Source organism: Peribacillus sp. TH27 (assembly GCF_016650915.1).
GTDB lineage: Bacteria > Bacillota > Bacilli > Bacillales > DSM-1321 > Peribacillus > Peribacillus butanolivorans.
The window spans coordinates 2,249,873-2,263,420 of record NZ_JAEKEV010000002.1; the positions used below are offsets into that span (position 1 = coordinate 2,249,873).

At 36.7% G+C, this 13,548-nt stretch carries 12 protein-coding genes; 4 read left to right on the forward strand and 8 right to left on the reverse strand.

From position 1 onward, the window contains the following. Window positions 1–12: 12 nt before the first annotated feature. The gene (locus JFU24_RS12270; RefSeq protein WP_201183486.1) at window positions 13–402 is read right to left on the reverse strand and encodes a VOC family protein; all 390 of its coding nucleotides are present in this window, start codon (window positions 400–402) and stop codon (window positions 13–15) included. Window positions 403–896: 494 nt separating this feature from the next. Between JFU24_RS12270 and JFU24_RS12275 the strand changes: the two genes are divergently transcribed. The 3 genes from JFU24_RS12275 to pcp are packed head-to-tail and all read left to right on the forward strand — an operon-like array spanning window position 897 to window position 3,228. Then, window positions 897–1,571 carry a DUF969 domain-containing protein gene (locus JFU24_RS12275; protein WP_098178254.1) on the forward strand — a complete coding sequence of 225 codons (675 nt, stop codon included), beginning with the start codon at window positions 897–899 and terminating at the stop codon, window positions 1,569–1,571. A 35-nt stretch (window positions 1,572–1,606) separates the two neighbouring features. Further along, a complete protein-coding gene (locus JFU24_RS12280) occupies window positions 1,607–2,569 on the forward strand; it encodes a DUF979 domain-containing protein (protein WP_141995143.1) in 963 nt (320 codons plus the stop codon). An 11-nt stretch (window positions 2,570–2,580) separates the two neighbouring features. Further along, complete coding sequence (gene pcp / locus JFU24_RS12285) at window positions 2,581–3,228, forward strand: pyroglutamyl-peptidase I (RefSeq protein WP_056523388.1); 648 nt, start codon at window positions 2,581–2,583, stop codon at window positions 3,226–3,228. Between the two features lie 569 nt (window positions 3,229–3,797). Here pcp and JFU24_RS12290 read toward each other — a convergent pair. The 3 genes from JFU24_RS12290 to JFU24_RS12300 all read right to left on the reverse strand — a co-directional run bounded on the left by JFU24_RS12290 (window position 3,798) and on the right by JFU24_RS12300 (window position 6,568). Further along, on the reverse strand, window positions 3,798–5,054 hold the full coding sequence (locus tag JFU24_RS12290) for a glutathionylspermidine synthase family protein (protein ID WP_201250015.1): 1,257 nt from the start codon (window positions 5,052–5,054) through the stop codon (window positions 3,798–3,800). A gap of 36 nt (window positions 5,055–5,090) precedes the next feature. After that, window positions 5,091–5,408 carry a hypothetical protein gene (locus JFU24_RS12295; RefSeq protein ID WP_201250016.1) on the reverse strand — a complete coding sequence of 106 codons (318 nt, stop codon included), beginning with the start codon at window positions 5,406–5,408 and terminating at the stop codon, window positions 5,091–5,093. A gap of 950 nt (window positions 5,409–6,358) precedes the next feature. After that, window positions 6,359–6,568: a hypothetical protein gene (locus tag JFU24_RS12300; protein WP_201222070.1), complete on the reverse strand. Its 210-nt coding sequence runs from the start codon at window positions 6,566–6,568 to the stop codon at window positions 6,359–6,361. 1,067 nt (window positions 6,569–7,635) lie between these two features. On the opposite strand from JFU24_RS12300, the gene JFU24_RS12305 reads away from it, so the two are divergent. After that, window positions 7,636–7,899, forward strand: coding sequence for a hypothetical protein (locus tag JFU24_RS12305; protein WP_201222072.1), 264 nt, complete (start codon window positions 7,636–7,638; stop codon window positions 7,897–7,899). Between the two features lie 33 nt (window positions 7,900–7,932). On the opposite strand, the gene JFU24_RS12310 is transcribed toward JFU24_RS12305, so the two are convergent. The 4 genes from JFU24_RS12310 to JFU24_RS12325 all read right to left on the reverse strand — a co-directional run bounded on the left by JFU24_RS12310 (window position 7,933) and on the right by JFU24_RS12325 (window position 13,505). Further along, window positions 7,933–8,082 carry a hypothetical protein gene (locus JFU24_RS12310; protein WP_056529733.1) on the reverse strand — a complete coding sequence of 50 codons (150 nt, stop codon included), beginning with the start codon at window positions 8,080–8,082 and terminating at the stop codon, window positions 7,933–7,935. Window positions 8,083–8,322: 240 nt separating this feature from the next. Further along, window positions 8,323–8,538: a hypothetical protein gene (locus tag JFU24_RS12315; RefSeq protein ID WP_053348812.1), complete on the reverse strand. Its 216-nt coding sequence runs from the start codon at window positions 8,536–8,538 to the stop codon at window positions 8,323–8,325. A 441-nt stretch (window positions 8,539–8,979) separates the two neighbouring features. Continuing rightward, a complete protein-coding gene (locus JFU24_RS12320; RefSeq protein ID WP_201182698.1) occupies window positions 8,980–10,713 on the reverse strand; it encodes an amidohydrolase in 1,734 nt (577 codons plus the stop codon). Between the two features lie 1,334 nt (window positions 10,714–12,047). Beyond that, complete coding sequence (locus JFU24_RS12325) at window positions 12,048–13,505, reverse strand: S8 family serine peptidase (protein ID WP_201182699.1); 1,458 nt, start codon at window positions 13,503–13,505, stop codon at window positions 12,048–12,050. Window positions 13,506–13,548: the final 43 nt, after the last annotated feature.

Consider the following 13,548-nt stretch of genomic DNA (forward strand, 5'->3'; position numbering starts at 1 on the left):
ATCTTTGCCTACTTATAGATCTTTTTGATTAACATTTAGTTCAATCAAATTACCATCTGGGTCGGCACAAAAAATTTGTGCAAATCCACTTTTCCCGTATGGTTTTTCAAGTATTTCAACTTTATTCTGTTTTAACCATTTAAGAGTGTCATAGTGGTTCTCGACTCTAAGGGCAAAGTGACCTTCTCTGCTGGATAAGCTTTTATCCTTACGAATTGTCTGTGAAGAGGGATCGACTATCAAGTGAAGTTGATGTCCCTCTATTTCATACCAGGCACCTGGAAAATCAAAATCAGGACGCTGTATTTCTTTTAAACATAAAGTTTTACCATAGAATTCTTTTGCTCTTTCCAAATCTGTCACAGTAAGACTTACATGATGGAGGCATTTATATTTAATCAAAACCTTCACTTCTTTCATTTCAACTATTTTTTTTACCTTAGTCATTTTGTGGCTAAGATGACCCCTTACACCGTATCTGGAGCTGGATCGGTTAATTTAAACTATTCGGCAGCTAGAATCCATAATCCTTCTTCAACTAAACTGCGCTCGATAGATGAATAAAGAAAAAGCTAACTTAAAGTCAGCTTAGATCTTCGCACCCGTTAGTTAAATAGACTATATAACAATCCTATTTCTGGTGATATTATTCTTGAATCTCTTTAATGCTTCTTCCACAGAAATAGTCGTGTCCCATTTTTAGTTTTTCTACTGTTGTAAATAAGTATTTTTTTGATGCATTTTTTCTATTCTTTCATTATAAAAGACTTTGATTTTTACATAATTAGTCACTTGGATTAATAAAAAATTTATTTCAAAAATTCTTACTTTAATGTACAATAACATGTAGTTTATATTTTTGCAGAATAGTTTTAATAATAAGAAAGGGGATATGTATGGTTCTAATTGGTGTTCTTTTAATCATGATTGGCTTCGTACTTAGATTCAATTCAGCAGTTGTGGTAACTATTTCAGCACTCGTTACGGGGATGATTGCAGGTATTCCCATTACCAGTATTATTACGCAATTTGGCGAAGCATTTACAACTAACAGGTACATGTCTATTCTCATAGTCACGCTTCCCGTTATTGGGCTGCTTGAAAAAAATGGTCTCCAGCAGCAAGCTTCAAAGGTTGTATCAAAAATTAAAGCCATCACTGTTGGCCGGGTATTGACCATGTATTTATTGATCAGGGAAGTCGGAGCTGCTCTTGGTTTAAACAGCCTTGGTGGTCATCCGCAGACTGTACGTCCGCTGATTGCCCCAATGGCAGAAGGGGCTGCTCTAACAAAATATGGTAAGCTACCTGAGAAAGAGCAACAGGAAATCCGTGCACACGCAGCCGCTACCGATAATATTGGCTTGTTTTTCGGAGAAGATATTTTCGTGGCGGTTGGTGCAATTCTATTGATGAACGGATTTTTTGAACAGAACAATATCCCTGCTGACCCAATATCAATGGCGTTATGGGGAATTCCTACTGCCATCTTTGCTTTTATTGTACACGCCATTCGCCTCCGTATGTTTGATAAAAAGCTGGATAAACGTTTGGGCAGTCGTGGCCAATAATGATAAACACTCCAAAGAGAAAGTGAGCATCTATTATGATATTCTCAGTTGAAATGATTTACGTATTGATGGGCATCATTGTTCTAGGCTGCTCCCTATATATTTTCACTGATCGGACGAACAGCCGCCGGTTGACTACGGGAAGCTTTTACTTGATTTATTCAATTACATTAATGTTCGGCCAAATTATTCCGCCATTTTACATTGGACTTATGGTTATTATTATGGTTTTAATCATTGCAGGTGGCGGGTTAAAGAAAAGCGAACATGTTGAAGAAAGCATTACTGTAAAGGAAGAGCGAAGAAAACGGCTTGGCGGCCGTCTTTTCCTACCCGCCATCTTGATTCCTATTTTAACCTTAGCTGGTTCTAAGCTGCTAGACGGTGTTAAAATTGGCGGAAAGGCTTTGCTGGATCCATCTAATGTAACGATGGTTGCTTTAGGTCTGGCGTGTTTGACTGCCATTATTTTTGCGATGGTGATGACACGCGGAACACCTACAGGAGCTGTGAAAGAATCACGTCGCCTGCTAGAATCTATTGGTTGGGCTGTATTGCTGCCACAGCTACTTGCAACATTGGGAACTATTTACACAAATGCAGGGGTTGGTACAGTCGTTTCCAAAGCTGTGACAGCAATCATTCCCGAAGGTTCGCTATTTTGGGTTGTGGTCATTTTCTGTCTCGGCATGGCTATATTCACTATGATCATGGGGAACGCCTTTGCTGCCTTCCCGGTTATGGCTGCAGGTATCGCCATTCCTTTTCTGATTAACCAATTTGACGCTAATCCAAATCATATAGCTGCCATATCTATGTTTGCGGGTTATTGTGGAACATTAATGACGCCAATGGCTGCCAACTTTAATATTGTGCCGGCAGCCTTGCTGGACTTGAAAGATAAAAACCATGTCATAAAAGTTCAAGTTCCAACAGCTTTGGCAGTATTAGCTTTCAATATCGTACTTATGTACTTACTTGTTTCATTAGGAGTATAGGAGGGATCTTCATGAAGCAAAAAGTGTTATTAACCGGGTTTGAGCCCTTTGGCGGAGAAAGAGTAAACCCTTCCTGGGAAGCAGTAAAACAGTTACATGGAGAAGTTATTGATGATGTGACTCTAGTTGCTGAACAAATCCCAACTGTATTCGGGAAATCAGTTGCAGTAATGGAGCAGCTTATCCAGCAGCATAATCCTGACATCGTTATCTGTGTAGGACAAGCTGGGGGTCGGCTTCACATCACACCTGAACGGGTGGCAATCAATATGGATGATGCTAGAATCCCAGACAATCAGGGAAACCAGCCTATTGATGAGCCTATTGCAGACAAAGGGCCAGTAGCCTATTGGTCTACGATCCCCATCAAAAGAATTGTCGAAAACATGAAGGAAAGCAACATTCCTGCATCGGTATCCCATACCGCCGGAACATTTGTATGCAACCATATCTTCTATGGATTAATGGACTATATCACCCGAACCTCATCAAGCATCCGGGGTGGATTTATCCATATTCCTTTCATTCCGGAGCAAACTATTAATAAAGAAGCGCCTAGTTTAAGCCTTGAGACAATTGTTAAGGGCATAAAAATAGCTGCTGTCACAGCTGCTAAATATGAATCGGATATTCATACAGTAGGCGGGACGACCCATTAATTGTACCGTTTTTTTAAAATTCGACCGATTTACTTGTTTTGGTTATAATTCATGATTGGCCTCATGTTTATGATGAAAGTGTCCTTTTCGCTTGCGAGCTTGGGACACTTTCATCATATCAAGAGGTCTTTTTGATTCATTACAATAATCCCCATAACAAAAGGAGCTGCTGATCAGCTCCTGATAATGAAGTAAAGCACCTGTTAGCCAACCATGCAGCGCACGACCAGCGCTGCACCACAGTTACTGTTTTTTCCATACCCCACCTGAACAGGGAGTAAAGCCACAAGTTTCATAAAATAATACTTATGACCATTTTTCATCATCATCAATCCACTGATTACTCTTTAAATTAAATGATTCGTCCTCATCGTGAAAAACAAAGTATGAAGGCAAGTGTAATGCTTGTCCACCTGCTTTTTCCCAACATTCCCTAAACCCCTTCTATTCTTTTTTTATGTGTTTACGATTCTTTACTAAAAAGGAATTACTTAGAATTCTGTGTCTTTATTTTCTTGATATGCGCTCTTCTGCGAAAAGTGTGTCTATGATTATCTCAGTGACACTACCTACCATTTCTCAATGGCCACTGGACAAAACATAGAAAGGTTGCCGGTTATTTTTTCTCCTACACGAAGGAATAAGCCACTAGCTTCTCCACCAATTAAGAAAGACCCTACAAGCATTTTTCCAGTATATTCTCCGTCCCAAGTATTTACCGTTTTAGTTGGCATCTCAACATATTGTTGATATACCTTTTGCCATTCTGCGTAATAATCTTCTTCATCTTTCTCTACTAACTTAGAAAAGTTGTCAAAAATCTCAACACTTCCGCCTTCGCGTCCGTAAATTGGCTTTGCTACATATGCTTTATTCTCAAAAGGAAAACCACTTTTTAAATAAGTAGGTAAGAAGTATCGACGGATGCTCTCTCGTTCTTCAAAGCTGAAGATCCCGCTGTCATCTCGTAGCGTCCATATAAGAGCTAAAACCGCTTTAGACTGCATAAGAAAGGATCCGGGCGGATTTATTAATTTTACTTTACCATCAGCAATATGTTGCAAAAAAGAAAGGCCAATTTCATTTCCGGCAAAATCTTTATCATCAACTAAATATTCAAGCGGATAAAGTCGATATAAGAGGTTAATCTTATCTCCTTCTTGATCGAACAGCCCCTCATCCGATACGATAATATCTTCAATAGCTATAAATTTAGTTTTATGTAGACAACTCTTATTTAAATTGAATAAAACAGTTTCACGATCTTCATCGTGCCAACCGTAGGAAGTAAAATGAACGGTGTCATTATCTGTTATATTATATTCTTTGCTAATCATTGCCCAAGTTCTTTTGATATTTTCTTCAAGTTTATTTGGAGATACAAATTCATATTCTTCACAAATGATTTGATTAACAATAGATGATTCTATATATCCTGTAGGTGTATCACAATTCACTTCAATTAGCTTGATTTCATCTCCATTAACAATGAAATCCATTCTAGTAAAGTAGCTAAATAAATCACTAGGAACATTGGCAGCATCCCAGGTTTGAACAGGCAATCCTAGTTCAGACTTCCATACGTTACTTTCTTGAGAACCGTCCAACAGTTTGTGATACATCTTGTTGTATACGTTCCCTATTTTTTTGGTAGCAATATTAATGCTATCTATTTCTCTTTGAGAATATGTATGTATACCATAAGACATATATTGGTGCCAATCTTCATCTTCTTCTAAACTTCCCCAGGTAAAGCCTTTCTCGACCATTTTGTCGTTTAATTCAATCCACTTTAAAAGATATTGTGCTTCATTCTTATTATCCATATTAGTCTCTCCTTAGATGCTTTTTGAAATTTCGATTTAACTACTTGCCCCGCCTTTTCCGCTTCCAATACCAGTGGAACCTTTATTAGTAGAAGCTTTGCTAGAACCACTGACGACACCATTTTTAGTTGTTTTAGAACCGGTTACCGGAGGAACAACTGTATGACTGTTGGAATTTGTATTGGTATTAGAGCTAGAACCTGAACCTGAACTAGAATCATTTTGTTCTTCGTCTTCTTTGTACGTTTCATCACTTTTATTAACAGACGGAGTAGATCCGCAACCTACTAAAACAGAGCTTGTTAACCCTAAAGAGGCTATTAAAGAAGCTAATTTTCTCTTATTCATTTTCATTAAATAATTCACCTTATTTTCATTTGTATTTTTTATAAAAAATTTTAATTCTTTCTTAAACTAATTTATATTACATATTTTTTTTATTATTTTCCGAGAATCAGAGAGAAAGCGAATTAAGTATTTAAATGCTGATAAAATGATCGTTTTGATTTTTTATTATGGCTCTGTTAAACATTGTTTTTTGAACAAAAAAAAGACAACTCTGTGGTCTTGTACGACTTAATGAACTAACACACCTTTAGTTTTATAAGATTCAAAATGAATTTTAGTTAAGGTTAAATAAAAAAAATAGTTACAAAGAGCACTAATACTGTCCATATAAATGATGATTTAATCTTTTTCGCATTTGAAATTGTATTCTTTTTTATTAAGGTTAAAACTAAAATATTTATTAAAAATAGAAAATAATAGATGGTTATGAATAAAATCCACCTACTACTCTGAATTACTTCACTGAGGGGACTTATAAAAAACGCACTAATAAATACAACTATTGATATAACCAATAGGAAAGATACTATTATGTGCATTTTTTTCCAAATAGGATGCAATAAAAAAGTATTACTTTTCTTAGATTGAAAAAACATAAGTAAGCTAAATAAACCAATAACAGCAATAATAAATAATAGTGTCATTAACATCTGTACTGTATTTACAGTGTTTGATAGATTTGACGTTGCCATATCTTTCTTAAAATAATCAGTTATAAATGCGAGAATTCCTAAAATTATTACTATAATCCCTTGGAGAAACGTCCACCGTGAAAACATCAATACATGCACACCCTCTCTCTATATTCTACGGATAGAAAGTCCCAATAGTTTCATAATTTTCCCTTATTGAACTAACCTGCCCCTATAGTTCCATAAGAAAAAAGTTGCTTCAGCAACCTCCCTTATTGAAGTATTTAATCCATCAATCTATAAAACAAAAAAAATAGCTCATAACTAATCTTTTTTGTTCTTAATAATAAATTCTCCTAATTTTCCTAATAAATGTAATGTGTAAATAATCATTAAGGCTCTGGCTACTACAAAACCATCTATAGCTAAGTCATATCCGCCTCGTAATAAGGCTGAATCCGAAAACCAAAAATAAATTGATATTGCCAGAGGTATTAATAGAAAAATCAAAGCTAGTTGAGTTTTTTCATCCATAAGATCCCGCCTTATTATATGTATTTTACAAATAATAGCATTATTCCTGGAAATAAAAAACTAAAAAGTGGAAATTATTTACTACTTAGATGGCTCTGTAAGGCATTTTAGTAAGAGGTAATATAAATACGTCAGAGGGTATAATTCCGCCCACCAATGCACATCGTTTTTGGCATTTTACGATAGGTCTTATAATAGCACTCCTTATGGAAAGTTCCGTAAGGAAAAGCTGCCTTAAGACAGCTCCGATCTTCAACTAACGCATGCGTTAGTTGCATAAGTAAGAGGTTTGAAAAAATAGCCTGTATATATTTGAACGATGAATAACTTACCTATTTTCTTGTGTTTGTTTGCACCATATACAGAAAATTGGGAAAAACGTAATCAAAAACGTAACTAAGTTTATAAATTCATCAAAAAATACGTTAGAAACATTGATATATCAACAATTTAATAGATTTCAGTTTATTTAATTGAGGTATATTTTTTCAATTATTTTAAATTATTCTATATTAGTTCTTACGATGAATACAATGTTTCTTAACTATCGCAATTGACTAGAATTGATTTACAACCATTTAGAAACGTAACCAAAACCGTAACCATTTTTATAAAAAACTCGTCAAGCGTAAAATTGAAAGTATGAATTAAAGCAGCCGTTTCTATATTGGAATGCGTTGCTTTATTTTTTATTGGAGCATATCAGAAATGTTTAGCTGTGGTAAGAAAACTACTAGCAATAAAAGCTATTAAGCTAAACGCTGGTAGCTTGCTACATTCCATCTATGCTTATTAATCAGCTTTGTGTGTTCAGAAAACCATTCTAAGCGATTTTCAAACTTTCTAATGATGATTGATAAGCTAATTTTGTCTAAGGCTAACTCTAACTCATCATCTATCTATTTTTTTATATAAAGAATTCCATAATTGCGTAAACCTGTAAACCTTTTAACCTATAAACGTTGATATAGTAGGTTTTTTATAGGTTTACTCATTGGTTTACCTTTAAGTTATTAGAAGTAAATTCAGCGCATTGGTATTCCCTGACTTTCTTTGAGTGTGGGGTGTTGAGAAAGTATCTTGCTGAAAAGATCGAGACTTATCTTTTTATTCAGCTACCTAAGCCAAGTGAGTATCCAAATGTTTTAAAAATTTCTGCTGGAGATTACTGGTGTATCCAAAATAACGGCTGGTCTATTGATTCTGCTACTGAAATTTTTAGTGAGGAATGGATATCTGATGACGAGTTTTTTGTCACCGAATCTGAAATTTATGGGAATAATAAACTCAATCGTCAATTGAAAAAAGAACTTCGAATAAGAAAAACATAGGGAGATTTTAGTCTTCCTATGTTTTCATTCATATTATTTATCTGTTTGTTTTTGCTTCTTTTTCAAATACTCCGCACGTATTTTTTCAAGTTGCTGCTTTTTATCAAATTTGGCAGGCGTCTGTTTTTCATGAAACTTTGTCACAGCTACCTGACCTTTGTAATCCAATTGATATTTTCCCACTTTGTTCACCTACTTTTCATGTCTTTAAAGAGAATCTATTCAACAAATATAATATACCTTATTTTACTGAAGTAAACCTTATTACTTTATTAGTGTACTGCTAACTTTGCATATATCAGTAAAAACATTAAAAACTTAGTAAAAAAATTCATCGCCAAATGGTATTCATTTCATTGCTATAATCAAAATAAAATGCCTTGACACTCTGCATAAGCCTCAATAATTCTATTTCTTGTTTGTTCAGCTCTCTTCTAAAGGTCCAATTGTTCGGTAAATAAGGTTTAAAATATTAAAACAATCTAAGTCTACTCCATCTTTTAAATGGTTCTTAATGCTAATAACCATTACGTTCTCGATGATTTCAAATTTAGGTTTCTGAGGGGAAATATTGTTTTTTTTGCAAAGTCTTTTTACTACTTGTTTAAAAAAATCTACATCCCCAATATTTTTCTCCAAAAAATCACCCCTTGTTATTAACTTTTCTACTTATATCTATCTTAATCCAAATATTACCTTATTCAACTAACCTGCCCCTAAGTTGCATAACAAAAAGGTTGCTGCAGCAACCTCCCTTATTGAAGTAAAGCACCCGTTAGTTCATTAAGATAAGCGATTCTTATTAAAGAATCGCGCCCTTTTCTTGAATAAGCACATAACTTTGTATTAGCTGGTATTCCCCCCCTTAAAGCAAGTTACTTTGTCACAGGGCTTCAACCTTAGGATTTCTCCACCAGTTGCCTGTCAGCTACCGAGCGTCTTGGCACTTACTCGGGTTGGACTTTCGCCAACTAACAATTAATGGCTTGCTGGGCACGCAGGAAGTAAAGAGACGGTTCTTGTGCTTCACCAGCAAGTGAATGAAGCAGTAGAACCGTCCCCGTGCATCCTATCCTTAATTTAATTTTCGTAGATAACCTTATCGTTCACAATTGTCTTAAGTACTTTGATTTCTTTAATTTTTATAGGGTCAATTGTTAACGGATTTTCTTCCAGAACAACAAAGTCCGCAAATTTCCCTTTTTCGATTGAGCCTTTTTCATTTTCCTCGAAGTTTTGCCATGCTGCATCACTTGTTACTGCGCGAAGTGCCTCTAATGGTGTGATTCTTTGCTCCGGACCAATCACCTTGCCGCTTCTTGAAATCCGGTTAACAGCAGACCATACTGCCTGCAGCGGGTCCATTGGGGTAATGTGAGAATCAAGATGAATGCTAAATTTAATACCACGATCAATGGACGATTTAAGAGGGCTCATCATAGCGGCACGTTCAGGCCCCATGAATATATCCCTGTGCTGATCGCCCCAAAAGAAGGTATGGGAAACAAAATATGATGGTGTAACACCCAGTTTCTTCATTTCATCCAATTGATCTAATCTAGCCATTTGAGCATGCTCAATACGATGACGGGCATCCTTATGCGGATACTTCTCCTGGGCAGTACGGAAGGCGTAAAGAATATCATCAATTGCTGCGTCTCCGTTACCATGAATCGCAATTTGGTATCCAGCCTTATGCAATTCCACTACTCGCTTCGTTAATTCCTCACGACTTGTCGCCGGATATCCCCGATAATTTGGATCATCTCCCGGCGGCACGTGGTACGGTTTACTTAAATAGCCGGTGTACCCTTGAATGGATCCATCATGAGACAGCTTCACAGGGCCAAGCTTCAACATATCACTACCGAAACCTGTTACAAAACCGCCTAATTCACCAGGGGTTATAACGCCACCAAACCCGGCACCCATGGCTGTAACCCTTAACGGCAGCAAACCTTGCTTCTGATATCTTTGTAAATCAATAAGACCCTGTTTATTTGCCCCAGCTATAATCGAGGTCGTTACACCTTTTGAGATATAATCCTGGACAGCCTTTTTAAACGCTGCAAGATTTTCCTCTTCTGTAACAACAGGAATATGCTTGCTTACAAGACCTTTAGCAGATTCCTCTAATACCCCAGTCGGTTCTCCTGTCTTAGGGTCTCTTACGATTACCCCACCAGGTGGATCAGGAGTATCTTTTGTAATTCCTGCCAATTTAAGTGCAACACTATTAGCTACTGCTAAATGTCCGGAAGTATGTCCGATATAGATTGGATGCTCCGTTGATACCTTATCCAGATCTTCACGTGTCGGGTGACGTCCTTCCGCTAAAAGTGTCTGATCGTACCCTCGCCCGAGTATCCATTCACCTTCGTGGGTTTCCATAGCTCGATCTTTTAAGGCAATGATCAGATCATCAATATTTTTAATAGGACCTACCGGTGGGCTATTTAAATTAACTTGAACAGTCCCATCCATTCCGGAGCTCGGAAAATGACTGTGGGCATCATAGAATCCCGGCAATAACACTTTATTCTTTAAATCAACAACTTTCGTGTGCTGTCCCTTTAACTTGCTAATTTCCTTATTTGAACCAACAGCAATGATTTTTCCGTCCTTGACTGCTACGGCTTCGGCAATAGTAGTATCTTTGTCCATGGTGATAACTTTTCCGTTAAAGTAAACAGTGTCAGGTGCAAGAGGGTCAAGATGGTCTGGAAGTGTACCTGAAGAAAAGCCTACTAATGCAAGCACAAAAACAAGGGAGAAGATAAACAAATTTCTTTTACTTAAAAAATTTCTTTTCAAGAAAAAACCCCTTTTCTGATTTAAGATCCTATCCATAACACCTCTTGATTTATGCCATATACACCGATGATGTTCTAAGAAATATTTCATTTAAACAACTAGAAAGAGCCCCCCTACTAAATGCTGTTGAAAAAGCTTCATAAACATCATGATGTCCGTACCAAATATAAATATATTATACGAAATATTCTGAATTTTACATAGGGGTATATTTATTTTTCTCCAAAAATCATTAGGATGGCCCAATTGTTGAACAAAGATCAAACAGCACTGTTGAACTAACCTGACTTTAGCTCCATAAGAAAAAGAGCTGCCGAAGCAACTCCCTTATTGAAGTAAAACACAGGATAGTTCGTTCAGAAAAGCCATTCTTGAATAAAAAATCGCTACGCTGAAAAATGATTATTTTGGTTATTGCTCTCATAAATTCTTGAACTACTTCTCCAAGGATGGTATCCGTCACCTATATAAGTGAATCCATATTTTTCATAGTATCCAATGTGGTCAGTACAAAGGAAAACTTTATTGAATCCTGCTTTTTCGGCATCTGCTTTAGCACGTAAAAATAGCTCTTTATCTAAAGACCTACCACGATAGCTAAATACATGATTTCCACCCGGTTACGATATCTTGAGGCTGTAAGGAACATAATTCAGCTGGGGTAGGAAAGAGGCGTAGGGCCCGTGTCCTAGTAGGAATTGCTCGTAATGGCTCTGCCTATAAACCGGAAATGGTCTTCCCTCTTGAACAACTAGCAGCGTAAATTAAAATTCACATTGTTTTTTACGAAAGTTAGCTTATTCGTAGAATTTCAAAGAAAGCACGAAGTACTGGATTTATAGAACAAAAGGGCATTGATCCGTTCCATTAGCAAAACCGGCCTCCCCCCTTGGATAGGCATGACGAAGGAATGAAAGGGCATATGATTATGACCCGTTGAGACATGGGAGGGAAGCCTCCAGGGGCAGCGTGGAGAATGTACGCATTATATTTAATAATATTGGATTTTCAATAGATCCTCTATTTCAATCTGCCCTCATCTTATCAAAACGGTCCTATCTCTTTCGTTCATCTAAAGCAACCTATACCATGTGGTTTGAAATCCTGCGAATAAGCGAGTATTCGTGAGCATTATCTATTATACTGAGGTAGTACTATAAAACTTATAGTAAAGTTGACACAAACTGTGCAATAAGTTAAAAAGATGAAAGAAAAAAGACCTTATTCAGTTTATATGGAGGCCACTCACCTAATCAGTAGCCTCTATATTTATTTTGAAAAGATGATTTACTTTCCTTGTACTTTTAATATTTCATCTTATTTAGAAACATAAGCTACTTCTTTATATTTTCTAATGCTCTATAAGCATTTGCTTCTCCTGAACCAAATAAAGCATCTTGTCCATTCTTTCCATAGTCAAGAGCTGTTTGCTTAATACGTGCTGTTACTTGGGCAGGTTTATACTCCGGATGAGCTGCCTTAATAACTCCTGCAATTCCAGCTACTTGAGGAGTGGCCATAGAAGTACCAGCATTAAACTCATATGAAGTACCTAAATAGGTAGGCCAAGTACTTAGGATTAAGTTACTTGGATCAGCCGCCGCAGGATCATTGGTTTCTGCATATTTAGACCCATAATCTCCTCCAGGAGCTGCCACGTCAATAGCACTGTTTCCATAATTAGAGTAGAAAGCAAGCTGTTGAGTTGACCATTTTGTGGAGGCAGACACATTAATAACTCCTGGCATTTGTGCTGGTACTACAGTTGCAGGCCCTTTCACGCTCATTCCATATGGTTCATACATTTTATTTAAAAATTCGTTTACTTCCTTCTTGTCATCTAAATTTAAACTTTCATTACCACTACCGGCTACTACAGTTACTCCATTCTTTACTGCATATTGAATTGCTCTCTTCCAAAGTAACGTTTCAGCGACTGATTTATAACTTTCTCCCTCAATTGTCATTTTGGTATTATTATAGAAGCGAAGAGACATATTAATAACATCTACCTTGTCATTTGTTGCTGCAATAATTCCATCTATAATCCAAGCTGGTAATCCAAGGGCTTGCTCTGAGTATAATACGCGATAGGATCGGATTCCTAAATCTGGTCCTACACCGTTTACTTTACCATTTGCTCCAATGATCCCGGCAACGTGAGTACCGTGCCCATTGCGATCTTTTATATCAGTAGGATCACCTGTTTCAGATTCATCCATTCCAGCAGGAACAAGATTACGTCCACCTATTATATTATTCTTTAAGTCAGGATGAGACTCATCAATTCCAGTATCAATCACTCCCACCACTGCTTTATGAGTAATACTACCATCTTTATTTTTATATCCGCCTGTTTCTAAATCATATGATTTCCCGCCGTTGGTCACCCTTTGAATATCCCATTGGGAGTCCCAATAACTCTCTGAATTTTGCTGGCTGATGATACTAGACTCATAGTTATAAGGGCTGACTGCTGTTTTGTCTAAGGTTAGGGGAATTTCTCTGTTAGCAGCTTCTATTGAAGAATTACTTTTTAGGTTTTTAAGAAAAGAAGGCTCGTCAGATTGAGCTTCTAATCCTCCAACTTCGGGAAGAACTTTAGTTACTTTACCACCAGCTTTCCGTATTACCTCTTGATAATTCTCTGGTAATCCACTTTTAAAAGCTATTGCGTATGTGTCATTCATCTCCTGATTTTGACTCTTAGCTTGGGTAGGAACACCACCAACGGACAGTATCCCTGCTCCTACTGCAATCGAAAGTACCGTATGTAAAATTTTCTTTTTCATATGTCTCCTCCTATATATGGAAAATATTCATCATATACTATCT